Consider the following 19,842-nt stretch of genomic DNA (forward strand, 5'->3'; position numbering starts at 1 on the left):
TTTAGTATACTCCTAAACAGAGCAAAAAGCTCTTAGAAATGCAATTCCAAGAGCTTTGTCTTCAGTCTGAAACAACCAAGTTGAACTTGGTTGTTTTTGATATCTTTATTTCATGGTGACAAATTCTTCTGAACCGGTTGGATGGATAGCAACTGTGTTATCAAAGTCTTCTTTGGTTGCACCCATTTTGATTGCAACAGCAAAACCTTGAATCATTTCATCGACACCATAACCAATTCCGTGGAGACCAATCACTTTTTCTTCTGGTCCTTGCACAACTAATTTCATGCGTGCCACCTGACGATGGTCTGCCAAAGCACTGTACATAGAGGTGAAGGATGATGTATAAGTTTTGATTTGATCTGCACCAAATTTCTTAATAGCAGCTTCCTCGGTATAGCCGACCTTACCCATAGCTGGGTGACTAAAGACTACTGTTGGCACATTAGTGTAGTCCAACTTAGCAGTCACCTTATTATTGAAGAGCCGTTCTGACAACTGACGACCAGCTTTGACAGCTACCGGTGTTAACTCCAGTTTACCGTTGATATCACCAATAGCATAGATACCTGGTATGTTAGTATTTTCATACTCATCGGTTTGAATAAAGCCCTTAGCACTGAGTGCAACCCCTGTATTTTCAAGACCGTAACCTTTAGTATTTGCCACACGACCAATCGCCCAGATGATAACATCTGTGGAATGTTCTTGACCATCTTCAAAAACGAGAGTTAGAGAACCATCATTATTTTTACGAACTTCTGTAGGAATTGAATATTTATGGAGAGTTGGTCCATCTTTTTCCATCTCTTCCATCAGAGTATCTGTAATATAGTTATCGAAATTACGAAGAGGACGATCACGGCGGACAAAAAGATGGGCATCACTACCTAGTGTATGTAAAATACCTGCAATTTCAACACCAATATAACCAGCACCGACAACCGCTACGCGTTCAGGCACCTGATCAAAGTCAAAGAAACCATCAGAGGTAATACCGTATTCTGATCCCGGAATATCCGGCAAAAGAGCGTGACCACCGGTCGCAATCAGAATATGAGGTGCTGTATAGGTCTCGCCATTAGCTTCAAGAGTGTGACCATCAATAAAAGTCGCATAAGCATTCAATACTTCGACCCCATTAGCTTCAAATCCTTGCTCATAAGAACTATGGATACGTTCGATATAATCCTGACGATTTTGCTTTAGGGTCGCAAAATTAAAGTTGATATCTCCGACCTGAAAACCATATTCTCCAGCATACTTATGAATGCTTTCAGCAATTTGAGCTCCGTACCACATAACCTTTTTAGGAACACAACCAACATTGACACAAGTTCCTCCAATTTCTGACGCTTCAATCAAGAGCACCTTAGCTCCATGAATAGCGGCACGATTAGCAGAGGCAATTCCACCAGAGCCGCCTCCTAACACAATATAGTCGTATTTTTTTGCCATAGCAAGCCCTTTCTAACTGCTTAGTAGTCTTAGCTTATCACAAAAGAAAAAAGGGAACAACTTTCTGCTATGCAAAGATTAAGAGGGGCTGGGAAGTTTATATTCTCAAAACAAAAACTGCCTAAAAGAAGGCTTTAATAGTTGTAACCATCAAATTTTTTCTGTTTCCGCTTCTGATGAATTACCATCTCCCAACTTCTCTTTAATAGCTTCGGCAACTTTTCTGGGGATACCACAGTTGATAATATCCTCAATATTGGCCTTTTGGATATTAGTCAAGTTCTTGAACTGCTTGAGCAGGAGTTGTTTACGTTTTGGCCCTAGACCTGCGATGCTATCTAGTTTTGAGATTAAGCTATTCTTGCTACGAACTTGACGGTGAAAAGTGATAGCAAAGCGGTGAACCTCATCTTGCACCCTCTGCAAAAGGAAGAATTCCTCAGAATTTCTTGGCAGATCAATAACTTCCAAGGGTTCACCAAACAAAAGTTCATGCGTTTGGTGCTTATCATTTTTTTGTAGACCGGCAATTGGAATATCCAGACCCAAGCGGTTTTGAATGACCTCACGCGCTACATTGACCTGTCCCTGCCCACCATCAATAACAATTAAATCGGGGGGCGTCAGACCGTCTTTCATAACTCGGCTGTACCTGCGGTAAATGACCTCACGCATACTAGCATAATCATCCGGTCCGACAACTGTTTTAATCTTGAACTTACGGTAATCCTTTTTGCTGGGCTTGCCGTCCACGAAAACGACCATAGCCGCAACTGGGCTGGTCCCTTGGATATTGGAGTTGTCAAAAGCCTCGATTCGTCTAGGAGATGGGATATTCAATAATTCTCCTAAATTTTCAATAGCTCCCTTAGTCTTTTTAATATCTTTTTCTAGGAGATCGAATTTTTGTTGCAGACTGACACGAGCATTTTTGGTCGCTAAATTGACCAATTGCTTCTTCTCACCACGCTGAGGTTTAAGCACCTTGACTCCTACCACTGCCTTGATTAACTCAGCATCAATATCATTAGGAATGAAAATCTCCTTGGGAAGAAAATGCTTGCTCTCACGGTAAAATTGTCCCACATAAGTCAGAAAATCTTCTTCGGGCTCATTATAGTAGGGAAACATATTAACATCGCGCTGAATAAGCTTACCCTGACGGACAAAGAAAACCTGAATACACATCCACCCCTTATCAACATAATAGCCAAAGATGTCACGGTCAATCATATCTTGATTCATAATACGCTGTTTCGTGCGGAGTTTGCCAACTGCTTCAATCAGGTCACGGTACTCAGCTGCTCGTTCAAATTCCATATCTTCAGAGGCTTTGAGCATCTTGTCCTGAATTTGATTAACTATCTTATTATCTTTACCATTGAGGAAACTTTTAACATCCTCCTTTAATCTATCCCAGTATGTTTGATTGGTTTGACAAACCGTATGGGCATTGCACTGACCTAAATGATAATAAAAACACACCTTGTTAGCAGGATTGGTGCATTTTTTAAAAGGGAAAATACGATCCAAAAGACGCTTGATTTCCGTCGCCGCACCAGAATCTGGATAAGGACCGAAGTAAATCCCATCTTTTCGGTTAACTTGACGGGTTATCAGAAGACGAGGATAGACTTCATTGGTAATTTTGATATAAGGATAAGATTTATCATCCTTGAGCCTGATATTATACTTGGGCATATTCTCTTGAATGAGATTGATTTCCAAGAGCAAGGCTTCTGTATTTGATCCCGTCACAATATACTCAAAGTCACAGATTTCGGAGACCAGCATTTCCGTTTTGGTATCATGACTGCCACGAAAATAGCTACGCACCCTATTTCTTAGATTTTTAGCTTTACCGACATAGATAATTTTGCCGTTTTTATCTTTATGGATATAGCAACCCGGACTATCGGGCAGCAATTCCAACTTGTGTTGTATCAGATCGTTCATAAACTCATTGTATCAAAAATGAGAACTAAACTAAAGATTTCGATATCATTTTGGAGAAGTCAATCAATCAAGTAGTTATAAGTAAGAAAAATAAAATAACAATTCTCTAATAGCTTCTCACTTAAGCCAAAACACTTTTATAACAACGTTGACAAGCGCTTTCATTTGGAATAAGATATAAGTGTAAAATAAAAATAAAGGAGAGACTATCATGAAAAAATCACTATTGCACTTGCATCATGAATCGCAACGCTTTTCTATCCGTAAATATGCTATCGGAGTGGCTTGTGTTTTAGTAGGATGTTTCCTGCTATTGGAAGGACAGCAAATCTCAGCAGATGAAACTGCAACTACGGCTATAGAAAGTTCTGAAACAGCTGTAGAATTGACGCAAACTGGACAGACAAACAAAGTTGAAGAAAATACCCAGATAACTATCCCTGTCATTGAAACACCAAAAGGTCCTGATGAAATAAAGGAATCTGGAACAGAAAATCTTGAAACCGCCACTTCTGCTACTACTGAAGATTCAAATCCTGTTTTATTAAATGATAATCAAGATAGTCCAATTAGCTCACAAACTCAAGAGCCTGTCGCAGAAACAGTAAAAGCATCTGCTAAGGATATTAATATCTTTGTTGAGCGTGATGGTCACTGGTATTATCTAGGCGAAGATGGTCAACCTCTAACAGGTCTACAAACCATTGACGGGAAGACCTATGCTTTCGCTTGGGACGGAAGGCAGTATAAAGGGGAGTGGGCTTCCTTTGACGGGGGTAAGACGTATTATTTTGATGAAAATGATGGGCAGCTTGTCACCAATCGTTTTGTCCGTCGTTTCTCTAACTGGCAATATTTAAATGAACAAGGAATTCCAGTCACTGGGCAACAAACGATCAATGGACAAAACCTTTACTTTGATAAGTATGGTAATCAAGCCAAAGGGCGCCTTATCTCTATTGATGGAAAAATTTACTACACCGATCCACATAAAGGCGATGTCACCGATCTTTCTCAATATGCTGGTCAATTTTTAACATCAGAAGACAACCGCTACTATGTTCAAGCAGATGGCACTTTGATCACTGGACTTCAAGTCATTGATGGAAAAACGTTGGGATTTGAAAACGATGGAAGACAAATTATAGGACGCTGGGGGGTCATCAATAATCAAAAGTACTATTTCCAAGAAAAAACTGGTGAAATGCTGAAAAAACAATTCATTAAATATTCAAAAGGAGTTTGGCGTTACCTTGATGCTAATGGGCTAGCTGTCACCGGGCTACAAACTATTGATGGACAAAAGCTTTACTTCTATAGTAATGGCAATCAAGCCAAGGGAAATTTTGTCTCTATCAACGGAAAAGCATATTTCACAGATTATGATACAGGAGTATTATCTGACGCTAGTCAATATGTCGGTCAATACCGCCAAGGTCAACCAGGTGAATGGTATTACATTAACCAAGACGGTAGTCTGGCTTATGGACTTCAAACTATTGACGGACAAAAGGTTTATTTCAATGATAAGGGTATTCAAAGCAAAGGGGTCATTAACTACATAAACGGGAAATACTATTACTTCGACCCGGATACTGGGGCTATGTGGACTAACCGCTTCCATACCCACTATCATCAAAATATAGGAAATTATGCTAACCCTTACACTAAGCAATATTACTATTTAGGAGAAGATGGTGCTGCCTACGTTGGAGGACCCTACAAAATCAACGGCAAAGACTATATGTTCAATGATAAGGGAATACAAGTCATTGGTTTGTACCAAAATGCCGATGGAAGTCAAAGCTATTATTTAGAGGAAGGAGGAAGAGCTAAAAATCAATTTAGTACAAAAATAGTAATTCAATATAAAGCACCAACAGCCTACTATCATTACTTTAGCGATGAGAATGAAAAAGTGGCTACAGGCTTCTTCCAAGTAGGAGATAAAATCTACTATTCAGATGAAAAAGATCATGAAATCTCATTTACCTACTCATTGGAACGTTTGATTACGGTGGATAATAAGCTCTATATGCGTAATGATGAAGGAATCATTCTGACTAATCAGACAGTTATCTATCAGGGTAAGACTTATAATGCTGATGACAAGGGGATCTTAACAGAAATTACCTCCTAACCTGAGTATACATACTCAAAAACGACTAGCATGTGCAGCTCCTTTGTAATTAGGAAGGAGGCTTTGCTAGCCGTTTTTTAACTAGTTATTTTCATCTTTAAGCAAGAAAAAATCACTTTCTTCTCAAGTGATTTTTTCTACTATTACTTTTTACGGGTTATAAGTTAAATTTATAACTAAATTTTTTATGGTACAATGTTAGCACTATGAGTAAGGAGACATTACTATGAACCTTTTACAGCTTCGCTATATGGCAGCAGTGGCTGAATACGGCTCGCTCAATAAGGCTGCTGTTGCACTTTATATGACTCAACCCAATTTATCGGGTGCGATTCGAAATCTTGAAAAGGAGCTTGATGTCAAACTCTTTGATCGTACCAACAATGGGATGGTGATAACCGAGGAGGGACAAGATTTTCTTAAATATGCCAAACGGATTTTGGGAGAAATTAAGCTGCTGGAAGAGCGTTACCAAAAGGACTTTCTTAAAAGTTTTACGGTCTCCAGCCACCACTACGACTTTTTATCCGAACCTTTAGCTTATGTTGCTGAAATCTATGAAGATGATTATCAAGATTTTCAGTTGATTGAGACGACCACCCGCCAAATCTTAGAGAGTGTTGCCTCTTATGAGAGCGATTTAGGAATTATTTATCTTAATGACGAAAATCGACATTTCTTAACACGCCACATTACAAATTTGGACTTGGAATTTACATCACTGGGAGATTTTCAGACACGGATTTTTCTCGGGAAAAATCATCCTCTAGCCCAGCAAGAACTCATCAGTGAAGAGGACCTAACGACCTATCCACAGATTCGTTTTCAGCAGGAAAAAACAGGCATGCACTTTGATGAGGACCCGCTGGAAATAAATCACTACCAACGAATTATCTATTCCAATGACCGTGGTACAGTCATGAACCTTCTGCGTGCTTCTGACGCCTATGCCTCTGGTTTGGGGATTGTCAATAGCTTCATGCGCGAACAAATTGTACTGGTTCCGCTAAAAGATAGTCCCCTGCACACTTTAGGTTATGTGCGACCCAAGAAGGCCAAGAGTTCAGCTATTATTGATAGTTTCATCTCTCAGGTACAAAAGAGCCTAGCCGAATTCAGAGACTATGAGGAGAATTAGACACCAAAACCATTCCATGAACAGATGAGCTACTCCTTGTCAAGTGGAGGATAAAATAATAAAAGATTGAGCAAGGACCGTGTTCTCTATTTCAAGAAGGACAGACTTTGTGTCTCTCTTGAAAACCTTGGTTATTATAAAAATAGATAAGGCGTTAATGTCCACGATCAGTCCTCAAATTGGTACCGTCTTACCCTTCTTAATAAGGATCATATGTAATATTGTCTCGCTAATTGACTAATAGAGATTTTGTGACTTAGATACAGTTTAATAATTTCTAATTTATCTTCAATAGATACTTACCCAAGTTTTGGCATGTTAAAACTCCCCTTACAGTTTTCTAGTGAAGCCTCTGTTTTTCACTGTACTGTAAGGGGAGTAGATGTAGATCAAATGTCCCACTCTCTTTGATTATTTTTATTTGTCATAATCGCTGCCATATTGCACAAATTCAGCTATTTCGGCTATTTTGCCTTCATACAATCCCTGAACAATTTTAGATCCGACAATGACACCGTCTGATACCTTGTTAAAGCGAGCTATGTCATCTTTTGTTGAAACTCCAAAGCCCGCCAAAACAGGAATCTCGGATGCCTCATGGAGAGCTGCTAAATGTTTATCCAAATCATTGCGATAATTTCCTGTTTTACCAGTAACTCCATTGATAGCCACCGCATAGATGAAGCCTTCTACCCCATCAGTCAATAAGTGTTGTCGTTCTGGTCCGGTGGTCAAGCTCACCAGAGGAACAAGCGCAATATCTGTATTTGTCAGATAGGGCGTAACCATCCCTTCTGACTCATGAGGAAGATCAGGAATGATGAGACCCTTGACTGAGGTTTGGGCCAAATCGGCAACAAATTTTTCAATACCATATTGGTAGATAGGATTGAAATAGGTCATGATAATCAAAGGAACCCGGCTAGTTTGACCGTGCAGGATTTCAATCACCGCAGTCAGGGTTGTCCCTTTAGCTAAACTGCGTTGACCAGCCAATTCGATAACCGGACCATCCGCTACAGGATCAGACCAAGGAATACCAACTTCAATAGCTGAAGCACCATTTTCTGCTAAAAAGTCAAGAGTTGCCAGTAGACCATCCAGACCTTCAGAGTGGTCTCCAGCCATGATATAAGGGATAAAAATACCTTTACCCTTATTCTTGATGGATTGTAATGTTTTTGTCAGTGTTTTAACCATTTAATTCCCCTCCTGCTCTTCTAAGCGTTCTTTGACTTGAACCACATCCTTATCACCACGTCCAGAGAGGCAAACGATGATAGAGCTGTCAGGGTTCATATCTTTAGCAACTTTTTGTGTCAGCGCAATAGCATGGCTGGATTCCAGCGCAGGAATAATTCCTTCTAAACGCGATAAAAGTTGAAAAGCGTCCAAGGCTTCTTGGTCAGTGATGGCATGGTAACTAGCCCGACCGATTTCATTGAAGAAGGAATGTTCAGGACCAATACCCGGATAATCCAAGCCGGCAGAAATGGAGAAAGCTTCCATAATTTGACCATGGGCATCTTGTAGAACATCAATCAGAGCTCCATGTAAGACCCCAGGGCGGCCCTTGGCAAAGGTAGCCGCATGGCGGTCGGTATCAAGACCAAGACCAGCAGCTTCTGCACCATACATAGCAACCGAGCTATCGTTGACAAAAGGGTGGAAAAGTCCGATAGCATTTGATCCACCGCCAATGCAGGCCAGCACAGCATCCGGTAACTGACCTCCGGAAATCTCTGCATACTGGCGCTTGGCTTCACGCCCGATAACCGATTGAAAGTCGCGGACAATTTCTGGAAATGGTGCCGGACCAAGGGCAGAGCCCATAACATAATGAGTATCATCGATATTAGCTACCCAAGCACGCAAGGCAGCATTAACTGCATCCTTGAGTACGCGTGAACCATCCGTGACTGACTGAACTTTAGCACCTAGGAGTTCCATTCGAAAGACATTGAGGGATTGACGTTTAACATCTTCTTCACCCATATAAATGGTGCATTCCATATCAAAGAGGGCTGCTGCTGTCGCTGTCGCGACACCATGTTGGCCCGCGCCAGTCTCTGCAATGATTTTCTTTTTGCCCATCCGTCTAGCAAGGAGCACCTGCCCCAAGGCATTATTGATTTTGTGAGCACCTGTATGGTTGAGATCTTCACGTTTGAGATAAATCTTTGCTCCACCAATATGGTCTGTTAAACGTTTGGCAAAATAGAGAGGGGTTTCACGCCCAACATAATTTTTCAAGAGATTATCCAATTCTGCTTGAAAATCCGGGGCTTTCTGCGCATCACGATAAGCATCATTCAACTCGATAATAGCTGTCATCAGCGTTTCTGGCACAAACTGACCGCCGTATTTGCCAAAAAATCCTTGTTCATCTGGTTTTTGATATGTCATGCTTTCACACTTTCTATAAATTGTTTAATCTTAGCTAAGTCCTTGATACCATCGGTTTCTACTCCTGATGAGACATCCACAGCATAAGGCTGAAACTGGTCTATAGCAGTCAATACATTATCAACATTCAAGCCACCTGCAATAAAGAAGGGGTGTTTGAGCTGGCTGGTATCTAATTGTTGCCAATCAAAAGTTTGACCGGACCCCGAACTTGGCGCATCAAAGAGATAATAGTCTGCCTGCTGGCTAACTGCTATTTGTTTATCAGTCACTTGTAGGGCGCGAATTACTGGCACAGAAACCTCAATTATTTTTGCTTCATCAAAGTCACCATGAATCTGTACTAGATCCAGAGGGACTTGGCTGATATGAGCTTTTAGGTCCTTCAGTTCAGGACTGACAAAGACACCAATCTTTTTAATCCCTTGTGGAACCAGTTTTGCCAGTTCCTGTGCCTCTTGGATGGTGACCTGACGCCTGCTGGGAGCAAAAACGAAACCGATATAATCGGCTCCTGAGGCTACTGCAGTTTCTACTGCTTCTTTAGTGGATAGACCGCATATTTTAACCTTTGTCAATCTGTAACTCCTTCATCTTATTTTCTACATCGTCTGCCTGCATCAATGCGGTTCCCACCAAAATTCCATTAAAAAAGGGGGCAAGAATGGCAGCATCTTCCACCATAGAGATAGCTGATTCAGAAATATAAACCGGTTGCTCCTTAAAATGCGTTGATAGCTCTAAACTGGTGTTGATATCGGTCTCAAAAGTTATCAGATTACGGTTGTTGACACCGATGATACGGGCACCGATCCGATGAGCAACTTCCAACTCAGACAGATTGTGTGTTTCTACCAAAACTTCCAAGCCCAACCCCATCGCAAATTCATAGAGCTCTTTAAGACGAGACTCCGATAAGGCTGCCACAATCAGGAGAATAACTGTTGCACCAGCATTGCGGCTACGAACAATCTGCTTTTCATCAATGATAAAGTCCTTAGCCAGCGTTGGGATAGTAACAAATCTAGAAATTTGACGCAGGTAATCAATATCACCCTTGAAAAAAATTTCATCGGTTAAGACAGAAATCATTGCTGCTCCTGCTGCTTCATAAGATTTTGCTTGCTCTATGATATTGACATCAAGATTGATATCTCCTAGACTAGGGCTAGCTTTTTTAACTTCAGCAATAATTTGTAGCTTGTTTGGATGACTTTTAAGAAAATCATAAAAGCTGTAGCTGGTACGTAAAGGGGCTAGGCTCTCCATTTGTAAACGAGCAACTTCCTTTGCTTTTTGTTTCAGAATACTAGCAAGAAACTCCTTTGTCATACTTGTACCTCCTGTAAGTGCTGGAGCTTGGCTAAAGCCGAGCCATTTGCCAGCAACTGACGGGCTAGAGCAATGCCATCTTTGATAGTGTCTACTTTACCGTTGGCATAAAAACCGAGAGCAGCATTGAGTACCGTAGTTTCCAGATAAGGACTTGCTTCATTTTTAAGCACACTCAGAAGAATATCAGCGTTTTCCTGAGCATCACCACCACGGATATCAGTCAATTCAACCTTGGGCATCTCTAGGTCCCGATAAGTAAATTGACCCTGACTGATGCGACCATTTTCTAATAAGGTATAGGTATTTTCACCATAAAGAGCCGCTTCATCCATGTGGTCAGGACCTGTGATGGCAAGCGCTCGCTTACGCCCCAAATTTTTCATAGTTTGTACAGCTATTTCCTGTAAATCCTGACGGTAAATTCCCATCATCTGGGTCTCCAAGTTCAGTGGATTAGCTAAGGGACCAACAATATTCATTACTGTCGGGATACCTAAGGCCTTTCTAGCTGGTCCGATAAAACGCATAGCAGGGTGGACAGTTTGGGCAAAAACAAAGGCGATTCCCACCTGATCCAAGGCTTTTGCCAAGACAGCTGCATCGGCTGCTACATTGATTCCAAGAGCTTCTAAGACATCAGCCGAACCTGATTTTGAGGAAATGGATCTATTTCCAGCCTTGGCCACCCGAATACCTCCAGCTGCCAAAATAAAAGAAACAGTTGTTGAGATATTAAAGCTATAGGATTGATCGCCACCTGTCCCACAATTACACATAGCATCGGTAAATTTTTTAGGTAAAACTACAGCGTGCTCTTTAAGGGCTTGAACAATCCCCGTAATTTCATCAGCTGTTTCACCCTTGACACTCAATCCTAAGAGAAAGGCTGCTATTTGACTTTCGGATAGTTGATCTTCCAGAATCTGCTCAAACAAATCGTGTACGTCATTTTCGGTCAAGTCTTGACGCTGGCTCAACTGTTGATAAATCTGTTTTAGGGTTTCCATATTTTAACTTCCTCTTAATTCTATCACTATCAGCTAACCTATTTACCAAGGAAGCAAGGTTAGCAATCGCTATAATGCTTTCTTTCTAAGTTAATCGTGCTCCACAAGTTTTACAAAATTCTCGATCATAGTCAGGCCATCTGGTGTTCCGATACTTTCTGGATGGAATTGCAATCCAAAAATCGGTAAATCTTTGTGCTGAATTGCCATAATTTCATAATCATCAGTCGTTCTAGCTGTCACCACAAAATGCTCTGGCAACTTTTCCACTACGATTGAATGATACCGCATAATAGGAAAATTCTGAGGCAAGCCTTCAAAGAGCAGCGAAGCCTCTTCCAACTGGATCTGACTCTGCTTGCCGTGCATGACCTGATTAGCCAAACCTAGTTGACCGCCAAAAGTTTCTGCCAAAGCTTGATGACCCAGACAAATACCTAAAATAGGCTTACGCTCTGCATATCGAGCTATCAAGTTTTCCATCTGCCCCGCATCAGCCGGCCAACCAGGTCCTGGTGAAAAGACTAGGGCTTGCGCTTCTTCTGCTTTTTCCGCTAGATTATCGGCGTCATTGCGTACCACTTCAATATCGATAAAACGACCTATATATTGGGCGAGGTTATAGGTAAAAGAATCGTAATTATCAATCAAAAGAATCATCTGGTATCTCCTATTCTAGTTACAGACTTGGACTTGTTGATGGTCTCCTCGAATTCCTTTTCGGGAATACTATCATAAACAATACCAGCTCCGGCTTGAACATAGGCCTTATGGTTTTTGAGGACCATAGTTCGAATGGCAATAGCAAAATCCATATCTCCCGATGCAGACAGGTAACCAATAGCCCCAGCATAGATGCCACGCTTCTCCTGCTCCAACTCATAAATTCGTTTCATAGCCCGAATTTTGGGCGATCCCGATACAGTACCAGCTGGTAGAGTCGATTTAAGCGCATCCATCGCATTGAGATTGGATAAGAGTTTCCCTTTAACCACACTGGTCAAATGCATAACATAGCGGAAGTACTCTACCTCCATCAACTTGCTAATCTGAACACTACCAATACCAGCAATCTTGCCAATATCATTACGCCCCAGATCAACCAACATGCGGTGCTCAGATGTTTCCTTGACATCAGCTGCCAATTCTTGAGCCAAACGAGCGTCCTCTTCTTCACTGGCACCGCGTGGACGCGTCCCTGCAATCGGATTCGTTGTCACAATGCCGTCTTTAACTGAAACCAGACTCTCCGGACTAGCTCCGATAATTTGATAATGACCAAAGTCATAAAAGTAGAGATAGTTAGACGGATTGGTCACGCGCAGATTTCGGTAATAATCAAGTGGATCTCCTTCAAAATCAGCCGAAAAGCGCTGGCTAAGAACACATTGAAACATATCACCTTGCTCAATGAGATCTTTAGCCTTAGTCACCATCTCTTCAAAAGTCTCTTTTTCAATATGATTTTTGAACTGCAAAGCTTGTAAATCTTGAGGGGAAAATTCATTGACCGCCTGAGTTTGTAAATCACTGACAACTTTGGAGAGAGCCTGATGCTCATCATTCGCTGACCTATTGCTGTAAATACTATCTTCTACGACATGGACCTGCTCCTTTTTATGATCAAAAATGATATAAGATTCATAAACAAAAAACTGCATATCCGGTGTTCCAATAGTATCCTTAGGAATCTGACCGATATTCTCGTAAAGTTCAATCATATCGTAACCAACAAAACCAATGGCACCACCTGCAAAGGGAAGATTGCTATCGAGTGACTTAACGGTCAGTTCATTGAGATAATCCAGAGGATCTTGATCAACAAGCTGACCATTGCAGGTCAAACGTCCCTGCTCATAGACGATATCATAGACAGGGTTATAGGCTACAATAGAAAAACGTGCATTTTCCTTCTCGCGTGGAATAGACTCCAAAATCACCTTGTGCTCACCTTGCACGCGCATATAAGCTAGAATAGGGGTCAAGATATCTGCTGGTAAAATTTTTCTCATAGAACTTTCCTTTCATCAATTGTCTTTATTAATTGTCATTTCAAGCTCGGTGAAGGCTTCAATCATTGAACGTCAGATTTTCTCAGCCACATCTGGAGACAGATGGACTTTAGTAGCCTCCTGTCGCCGACTAGCAAGAACTTGCGCCACCCTGTCAGCTGCCTGAACAGTTCGGATATCGTTCTTGTTCTTTAACCGCCCAGTCTGTTCGACTAAATACTGACGCTTCGCCAAAGGAAGAATTAACTCTTGGTCTAGCTGATCAGTCGCTTGACGAACCTCGGTTATATTTTTCATACAGTCACTCTCCAAATAAAAACAAAATCCCCGCACAGAAAAAAACTCTGTGCGAGGGCGTTAGTTAATCTAGCGCGGTGCCACCTCAATTAACGGCACAAAATCACCGTCATCTCAATCTCCTCTAACAAGGAGCTGCACGATAAGGAGTGCCAACCGAAAGACTATTGTTTATCTTTGCATCGTCTACATCAGCCCATTTCCTAAAGAAGCGACTACCACCTCACAGCGACCGGCAGCTCCCTGACAAATCCCTTCAAAAGTACTTCTTCTGATTTAGTAGTTATTTTACACTCTTATTTGAAAATGTCAAGCAATTTCTCATAATAATCTGACAATTTCAGAAAAAGAGATTAAAAGCAAGCTTTTAATCTCTTTTTCTACTCATGCCGATTACAGGACTTGAACCTATGACCTACGCGTTACGAGTGCGTTGCTCTACCAACTGAGCTAAATCGGCAACTACATGACATAGTCTACCACGCTTTCACATTTCAGTCAAGTCTTACTCTTTCACTAATGCTGTTTTCAAAATCTAAGAAGTCTGACTAAATTAGTCATTCCTTATTGTCAAAGAAATTTTTAAATTGGCCCGACAGAGATTTAAAACTCGGCAAAGTCAACTGTTCCCGATGTGATTTGATAAAAATTTCTAGTAAACTCGTTGTCGACTTGGTCAAGACCCGTCGTTTATCTGCAGGCAGTTTAGATAGGGCTCCTAGCAGCAAGCTTGCACTTTTTAGGACATCTGTCTGAAATACATCAATACTGGTAATGTTATTATCCAATAATAAATCAAAAACCGTATCAAATAAAGCTTTAAGTTCCTGTTTGGATAACTCGTGAGTCCAGACTCTGAAAGTAACTTCCAGAGTCTGGCTCAAAGCTGTCTGACCTTGAGCCAATTTCCAATGACTACCAGTTATTTCCCATGCAGACACATTGTGCTGAAAAAGCCCCAATTCCTTGCTGTCTACAAGAAGGCTGGGAACATCACTGGAAAGCATGACACCAACAATTGATTCTTTGGGACGAATAGCTAGAATTTTATCCTTTATTAGTTGGTAACCTTGACTCTCTAAAATCCGATCATGTAAGCCAGGGGCATCTAGGATGAGAATCTGATCAATCTTATTTTGTAGACTAGACTCTATCTGACTAGCTGCATAAAGGGCCAGATTACCCCCCTTGGAATGCCCTGATAAAACTAGTTTATAGGGAGCCTGCTCTAAGGACTCAATCAAAAATTGCTTGGCGCGGCGCTGAGCAGGAATTTCGCTCATGTAGGTCATTTTAAAATCTTCTTTCCAACCAATAAAAGTTTCATCCGTTCCTCTAAAAATAGCCTGCCGGTGAGCAATCTTGGGTAATTCTACCACCATGGCCGCGAATTGCTTCTCATATTCAGAATCAATCTCATTGACATAACTGAGTAATTGCAATCCTTGATAACGCGGTGCCTCAAGTACAGCATATAAAAGATCAACTCTTTCTTTTCTAACAGTAAAAGAATAGGCAAGCACTTGGTCGTGTGCAAAAAAAATTTTTTTCAAAGTTTGAAAGCTAACGGGTTGGTTTAAATCCACCCCCTCCCCCAAAGGTAGATAACCCAACTCATTTAGAACAGCTATATCAACACTATTTAGTGATAACTCACCAAAATCTTTATGGGCATTTTCTTTTACATAGTCTAAAATTGTCGGCATATTTCTCCCTTTCTTCCTTAATTATAGCATAATTTCAAAAGCTAATTTAAAGCCCAAAACAGCTGTTCCTGCTACTGATTTTATGATATGATAAGACTTGACGTTTTCGAAAGGTAAGCTATTTATGTCACTCACACAAATTTATCGTCTCATTTTAGGTATCTGCGGACTCACCGGAATTAGTCTTCAACTAGCTAAAGATGGTCCAGGAATGCTCCTCTACTATACAGTCATTTCAAATATTATCGTCTTTGCCAGTTTCTTCTACTACGTCTATGCAGAAAAGCAGCTAGGAAATATTAACCATAACCAAAGACTTCTTCGTTTAAAAGGAGCCGTCACTATGGCTATCACTTTGACCATCTTAGTTTACCACTTCGTGCTGGCTCCCAAAGTCAGTACAGCCAATTACTGGAATGTTCGCAACTTCCTCGTACATTATATCGCTCCGCTTGGTATGATTATTGACACACTCATTTTTGATCGTAAAGACAGCTACCGCCTTGGGGATCCTCTTCTATGGACACTGTTACCCATCGGCTATTGTATCTGGGCACTTCTCAACGGTCTCTTTTTCAAGTGGCCTATCCCCGGAACAAGCAGCAGTCCCTTCCCTTATTTTTTCCTTGATCTCAATCAATATGACTGGTCAACCGTTGGGACTTATATTTTAGTCATTACCCTCTTTTATCTACTGCTTTGCTATATCTTGTTTATCGTCAAAAAATTTATCGGTAGAAAAAACTCCCTTTAAGATGGAGAATTTAGCTCTTATTATCTCAAAGGCCCTGAGCTAATGCCCAGGGTCTTTATCATCTGTTATTTTAGATGGCGTTTAATTCTGCTCCATCATTGATAGGGTTTGCCTAAAGAGATAGTCGCTAGACATGGTTGCAAGGCTGACATTATCATAGCTGGAGATAATTCGCTCAACATTAGCTAGTCCGATACCGCGGCCCTTGCCTTTAGAGGAATAACCATATTCAAAAATATGACTGATCTGAACTTGTTCTTCTTTGATCGCATTTTCAATGACAAAAAATTGCTGATTGTCCATCTTAAAATAAGCGATGCTGATTGATTTTTCTTGGGACTCCCGAGCTGCTTCTATGGCATTATCACCTAAAATGCCAATAATGGTAACCAAGTCAACAATCTTCATTGGGATTTCATCTATTTCATCAGGTGCTTCAATAGATACTTCTAAACCTGCCTCTTGCGCCTGAAGAATTTTAGAGGAGAGCATGCTTTTTATTGGGGATACATGGATAGCCGATAATTTACCGACATCTAGTTGACTAGCATAGGTTGTCTGGCCATCTGCCTGGCCCAAAATATCTTTATAGGTAGCCTTAACCTTTTCCATATCTCGACTGGCAATACTTTTTGCTAATTTTTGCAAAGATATCTGATAATTCTTTTTAAAATTATTTAACTCATCATAGAGAGATTCAACACGATGATTATAGCTTTCTAGATTGGCGATATGGAGGGCCCTGTCGTGTTCAATACTTTCTAACATGAGACGTCTCCCCCAACGGCTAATACCAAACAAGAGCCAAGCTATAGCCAGACCACCGATGAGAACAATTTTTCCATGGTTATTATTAATCCATTCTAATCTAGGATCATTGATAGGTGCAAGAAGATAAATGAGGTGCAAAAAGATATAATAGATCAAAAAGACAACAATGATTTGATTAAAAAACTTTTGGACCGAAGTATTACTATTTTGAGAAACGGCCTTAAAGTCTAAGTGGAAAATTTTGCGGATTAACCAATAAACTGGTATGACTAAAAGATTAATGAGAGCCAAGCGTATATCAGAATAAATAGTAAGCTCTACCATATTAGGATCACCCGAGGCCGCCAGATAATAAAGGATACGCAAGAGAAAATCGAGAACTATGACACTGTAAATGGTATAAAAGAGCAATTCTTTACGGGAGAGAAACTTAAAGAAAATCCGGCCTATTACATAAAGATGAACGAAATCAACTAAAACACCAGTCCAGCTTGCTAAATAGATGATGATTGTAGAAACTAGAGAAACTGGCAACAACTTCTTCCAAGGAAGTCTCAAACCACTGATTTGGTAAAAGACATACCAACCGGCCCAGAAAATCGACCAGTAATACAGAAAATGACAAATAAAAATCATATAGTAGATTCCCTTCTAACCTGTAATTCTTGGAAGAAGATATTGTTATGAATGCTCTGATTAAACGACAGAGACTTATAAAAGTTAAGCATCTTTTGACTGTCTACAGATAGATCAGGTAAGTATTGACCATTAATGCTTTCGTATGGATCAAGCTCCAAAACATAATGTTGGAGGCCGTTTTCTTCCTTAATATGCACTGTAACACTGGCCTGTGGGTTCTTAGCCAGATATGGCATGATATGCTCAAACATTTCAGAAAAGATTGTCAACCCTGCACTGCTTGGGACCCCGCAGTCAACAATGACATCGGGAATATCGAGGTTTAACTGGTAACTCTTGCGCTCAAATTCACTCACCTTGATGAAAAGAAAGGACTTCACTTCGGGTACTAAAATATTAATCAACTTGGCCTGCCGATCCTTTGATTCTAAACCAGCAATGTTATCACGAAAAATATCATCAAAAACCTGAGTAACAAGGTCAATATCGCCACTTTCAATACTGCCTCCAAGGCTGAGGAGAATATTATTGTAATCATGCCGGAATGAGCGAATTGACTGATAAAGCCCTTCAATCTGCTGACTGTAGGTTTCTAAATTTTCCAGATAACGCTTTTGTTCTCCCTGACGCATTTCTTTAAGGTATTCTCTGGAATAATAATCAATCAGAATCAAGACCTTCATCAAAATAGCTAGGTAAAATGCTGCAACAATAATCTGGAGCGTTGATAGCGATAAACCTAAAAACTGTTTAATCTGCAAGCTATCTAAAATCAACAGTGTTTGGCTGATGAGATAGTAGCTAAACATTTCAGTAAAAGTTACCCAAAAATTTCTAAGGGTATAATTGTCTAACCAGATGCTATTTTTCATAGAAATATAGTTGATCTGGTAAAATTCTCGCAGGAAGCGTTCCAAAAGAACAGTTGCGATGATGATAAGCATACCCCACACAAAATTATTGAGGAAATAATCGGTGGAGTGATTAAAGAAAAAAGGGAAGAAAATCCTAGCTGAAAAATTCCACAAAATCGAAAAAAGAATTGGTGGATAGAAGGCAAAAAATAAATTTTCAATAAAGGGTTTATCTGCCATTTTATAGGAAATGATTGCAAGATAAAGGAGAGCACCCACTGTTACTTCACCAAGGTAGGGTGCTAAAAAGAAGGACAACGCAATATGCATTCCAATAAGAAAAACCACCTTATAAAATCTAGGGCGAATACCGGTGACATAGGTAAAAAGAGACCACTCCGATGAACAAAGGATCAGTTTAAACATAAGTTGCTGAAAAATATCAGCCGTAAACAGTGACATGGACACTAACTGTCCTTTCCATTATTGATTTAACTATCGCCTATTTTATCATATTAAAACAAGCAAGGAAACTATCGGTTCCATCAGGACTGTCCTGATAGGATTTTTCCGAACAATTAAAAAAGCACAACTGACAATTAAGCAAAAACTACTTGTCAGTTGCATCTACATCATTTACCCAAGTCCTTAAATGATGGTTGGAAGTTCATCATCGTCATCAAAGTCTTCAACCACATCTTCACCTGGTAATGTTTTTTGCAGGCGACCTAAAATAAAGCGTGAAATTGGTCCAGCCACTAAAAAGTTAAGCGGTAGGGCAAATACAATATTGGTCAACCAAGCGCGACCGTAGGCAGCAGGTGTAATAGTCTGAGCGTTATAGAGCAGACCGTAGAGAGACATACAGGTTACCATGAAGAGAACCATGGTTCCTGAAATAGCTAAAATCTTAGCCCAGCGCTTATCATGAGCTTTCAGAAGATGCAAAATCCGAAAAGCAATGACCTTAGCTAATGGTCCTACAAGTATCATATCAAGCAGAAAAGCCACTACAAATCCTGGTAGAAAACCAGTAAAAAAGTGGTGCCAAGAAAAGGCTGCAACCCCAATCCAGTCTAAAACCCAAAGATTCCAAAGGCTCATTCCGCTGACCATCAGACCGCACATGAGACAAGTAAACAACAATGCTTCTTTAAAATTACGAGGCATATAAAACTCCATTTCTTATAATTGTTTCTTTATTACAAGGGCCTACCTCATGATTTCAGTTATCCTTGCCTTGTAGCGACTTACCTAGTCTATCATAAAAAAGAAAACTTTGTAAGTCATTTACAAAGTTCAGACTGAAGACAAAGCTCTTGGAATTGCATTTCTAAGAGCTTTTTGCTCTGTTTAGGAGTATACTAAA

At 40.4% G+C, this 19,842-nt stretch carries 17 protein-coding genes and 1 tRNA gene; 3 read left to right on the forward strand and 15 right to left on the reverse strand.

Features of this window, described 5'->3' with window-relative positions:
• Positions 1-105: 105 nt before the first annotated feature.
• Positions 106-1,458: a glutathione-disulfide reductase gene (gorA, locus tag ACFOSE_RS00435; RefSeq protein ID WP_380429056.1), complete on the reverse strand. Its 1,353-nt coding sequence runs from the start codon at positions 1,456-1,458 to the stop codon at positions 106-108.
• A gap of 150 nt (positions 1,459-1,608) precedes the next feature.
• Positions 1,609-3,414: an excinuclease ABC subunit UvrC gene (uvrC, locus tag ACFOSE_RS00440; protein ID WP_380429059.1), complete on the reverse strand. Its 1,806-nt coding sequence runs from the start codon at positions 3,412-3,414 to the stop codon at positions 1,609-1,611.
• A gap of 211 nt (positions 3,415-3,625) precedes the next feature.
• Between uvrC and ACFOSE_RS00445 the strand changes: the two genes are divergently transcribed.
• Positions 3,626-5,554: a YSIRK-type signal peptide-containing protein gene (locus tag ACFOSE_RS00445; RefSeq protein WP_380429061.1), complete on the forward strand. Its 1,929-nt coding sequence runs from the start codon at positions 3,626-3,628 to the stop codon at positions 5,552-5,554.
• A gap of 226 nt (positions 5,555-5,780) precedes the next feature.
• The gene (locus ACFOSE_RS00450; protein ID WP_380429063.1) at positions 5,781-6,692 is read left to right on the forward strand and encodes a LysR family transcriptional regulator; all 912 of its coding nucleotides are present in this window, start codon (positions 5,781-5,783) and stop codon (positions 6,690-6,692) included.
• A 417-nt stretch (positions 6,693-7,109) separates the two neighbouring features.
• On the opposite strand, the gene trpA is transcribed toward ACFOSE_RS00450, so the two are convergent.
• From trpA to ACFOSE_RS00500, 10 genes are all read right to left on the reverse strand, one after another.
• The gene (trpA, locus tag ACFOSE_RS00455; RefSeq protein WP_380429066.1) at positions 7,110-7,892 is read right to left on the reverse strand and encodes a tryptophan synthase subunit alpha; all 783 of its coding nucleotides are present in this window, start codon (positions 7,890-7,892) and stop codon (positions 7,110-7,112) included.
• On the reverse strand, positions 7,893-9,098 hold the full coding sequence (gene trpB / locus ACFOSE_RS00460) for a tryptophan synthase subunit beta (RefSeq protein ID WP_380429069.1): 1,206 nt from the start codon (positions 9,096-9,098) through the stop codon (positions 7,893-7,895). It abuts the gene before it with no gap.
• Positions 9,095-9,676, reverse strand: a complete 582-nt coding sequence (locus ACFOSE_RS00465) for a phosphoribosylanthranilate isomerase (protein ID WP_380429072.1) — start codon at positions 9,674-9,676, stop codon at positions 9,095-9,097. The genes trpB and ACFOSE_RS00465 overlap by 4 nt, the downstream gene beginning before the upstream one ends.
• On the reverse strand, positions 9,663-10,430 hold the full coding sequence (gene trpC / locus ACFOSE_RS00470) for an indole-3-glycerol phosphate synthase TrpC (RefSeq protein WP_380429074.1): 768 nt from the start codon (positions 10,428-10,430) through the stop codon (positions 9,663-9,665). Before trpC ends, ACFOSE_RS00465 begins: the two co-directional genes overlap by 14 nt.
• Positions 10,427-11,440 (reverse strand): anthranilate phosphoribosyltransferase, encoded by a 1,014-nt coding sequence (gene trpD / locus ACFOSE_RS00475; RefSeq protein WP_380429077.1) that lies wholly within the window; start codon positions 11,438-11,440, stop codon positions 10,427-10,429. The genes trpC and trpD overlap by 4 nt, the downstream gene beginning before the upstream one ends.
• Positions 11,441-11,530: 90 nt before the next feature.
• Positions 11,531-12,100: an anthranilate synthase component II gene (locus tag ACFOSE_RS00480; protein WP_380429080.1), complete on the reverse strand. Its 570-nt coding sequence runs from the start codon at positions 12,098-12,100 to the stop codon at positions 11,531-11,533.
• Positions 12,097-13,452: an anthranilate synthase component I gene (trpE, locus tag ACFOSE_RS00485; RefSeq protein ID WP_380429082.1), complete on the reverse strand. Its 1,356-nt coding sequence runs from the start codon at positions 13,450-13,452 to the stop codon at positions 12,097-12,099. Before trpE ends, ACFOSE_RS00480 begins: the two co-directional genes overlap by 4 nt.
• Positions 13,453-13,524: 72 nt before the next feature.
• Positions 13,525-13,749 (reverse strand): chorismate mutase, encoded by a 225-nt coding sequence (locus tag ACFOSE_RS00490; protein WP_380429085.1) that lies wholly within the window; start codon positions 13,747-13,749, stop codon positions 13,525-13,527.
• A gap of 387 nt (positions 13,750-14,136) precedes the next feature.
• Positions 14,137-14,209: transfer RNA gene (locus tag ACFOSE_RS00495), tRNA-Thr, on the reverse strand.
• Between the two features lie 97 nt (positions 14,210-14,306).
• Positions 14,307-15,455, reverse strand: a complete 1,149-nt coding sequence (locus tag ACFOSE_RS00500) for an Mbeg1-like protein (protein WP_380429087.1) — start codon at positions 15,453-15,455, stop codon at positions 14,307-14,309.
• Positions 15,456-15,579: 124 nt separating this feature from the next.
• Between ACFOSE_RS00500 and ACFOSE_RS00505 the strand changes: the two genes are divergently transcribed.
• A complete protein-coding gene (locus ACFOSE_RS00505; protein ID WP_380429089.1) occupies positions 15,580-16,209 on the forward strand; it encodes a Pr6Pr family membrane protein in 630 nt (209 codons plus the stop codon).
• Positions 16,210-16,290: 81 nt separating this feature from the next.
• Here the strand turns inward: ACFOSE_RS00505 and ACFOSE_RS00510 are convergent, their stop codons facing one another.
• The 3 genes from ACFOSE_RS00510 to ACFOSE_RS00520 form a co-directional block, all read right to left on the reverse strand.
• Positions 16,291-17,616, reverse strand: coding sequence for a GHKL domain-containing protein (locus ACFOSE_RS00510; protein WP_380429091.1), 1,326 nt, complete (start codon positions 17,614-17,616; stop codon positions 16,291-16,293).
• Complete coding sequence (locus ACFOSE_RS00515; RefSeq protein WP_380429094.1) at positions 17,613-18,941, reverse strand: hypothetical protein; 1,329 nt, start codon at positions 18,939-18,941, stop codon at positions 17,613-17,615. Before ACFOSE_RS00515 ends, ACFOSE_RS00510 begins: the two co-directional genes overlap by 4 nt.
• A gap of 180 nt (positions 18,942-19,121) precedes the next feature.
• Positions 19,122-19,643, reverse strand: coding sequence for a DUF2798 domain-containing protein (locus ACFOSE_RS00520; protein ID WP_380429096.1), 522 nt, complete (start codon positions 19,641-19,643; stop codon positions 19,122-19,124).
• Positions 19,644-19,842: the final 199 nt, after the last annotated feature.

The sequence above is a fragment of the Streptococcus dentapri genome, assembly GCF_042649885.1.
In the GTDB taxonomy this organism is placed as follows: Bacteria; Bacillota; Bacilli; order Lactobacillales; family Streptococcaceae; genus Streptococcus; species Streptococcus dentapri.

What these genes read in the sequence shown, in the direction of transcription:
- gorA (WP_380429056.1), bottom strand. Translation starts at nt 1,458, where the DNA reads ATGGCAAAAAAATACGACTATATTGTGTTAGGAGGCGGCTCTGGTGGA.
- uvrC (WP_380429059.1), bottom strand. Translation starts at nt 3,414, where the DNA reads ATGAACGATCTGATACAACACAAGTTGGAATTGCTGCCCGATAGTCCG.
- ACFOSE_RS00445 (WP_380429061.1), top strand. Translation starts at nt 3,626, where the DNA reads ATGAAAAAATCACTATTGCACTTGCATCATGAATCGCAACGCTTTTCT.
- ACFOSE_RS00450 (WP_380429063.1), top strand. Translation starts at nt 5,781, where the DNA reads ATGAACCTTTTACAGCTTCGCTATATGGCAGCAGTGGCTGAATACGGC.
- trpA (WP_380429066.1), bottom strand. Translation starts at nt 7,892, where the DNA reads ATGGTTAAAACACTGACAAAAACATTACAATCCATCAAGAATAAGGGT.
- trpB (WP_380429069.1), bottom strand. Translation starts at nt 9,098, where the DNA reads ATGACATATCAAAAACCAGATGAACAAGGATTTTTTGGCAAATACGGC.
- trpC (WP_380429074.1), bottom strand. Translation starts at nt 10,430, where the DNA reads ATGACAAAGGAGTTTCTTGCTAGTATTCTGAAACAAAAAGCAAAGGAA.
- trpD (WP_380429077.1), bottom strand. Translation starts at nt 11,440, where the DNA reads ATGGAAACCCTAAAACAGATTTATCAACAGTTGAGCCAGCGTCAAGAC.
- ACFOSE_RS00480 (WP_380429080.1), bottom strand. Translation starts at nt 12,100, where the DNA reads ATGATTCTTTTGATTGATAATTACGATTCTTTTACCTATAACCTCGCC.
- trpE (WP_380429082.1), bottom strand. Translation starts at nt 13,452, where the DNA reads ATGAGAAAAATTTTACCAGCAGATATCTTGACCCCTATTCTAGCTTAT.
- ACFOSE_RS00490 (WP_380429085.1), bottom strand. Translation starts at nt 13,749, where the DNA reads ATGAAAAATATAACCGAGGTTCGTCAAGCGACTGATCAGCTAGACCAA.
- ACFOSE_RS00500 (WP_380429087.1), bottom strand. Translation starts at nt 15,455, where the DNA reads ATGCCGACAATTTTAGACTATGTAAAAGAAAATGCCCATAAAGATTTT.
- ACFOSE_RS00505 (WP_380429089.1), top strand. Translation starts at nt 15,580, where the DNA reads ATGTCACTCACACAAATTTATCGTCTCATTTTAGGTATCTGCGGACTC.
- ACFOSE_RS00510 (WP_380429091.1), bottom strand. Translation starts at nt 17,616, where the DNA reads ATGATTTTTATTTGTCATTTTCTGTATTACTGGTCGATTTTCTGGGCC.
- ACFOSE_RS00520 (WP_380429096.1), bottom strand. Translation starts at nt 19,643, where the DNA reads ATGCCTCGTAATTTTAAAGAAGCATTGTTGTTTACTTGTCTCATGTGC.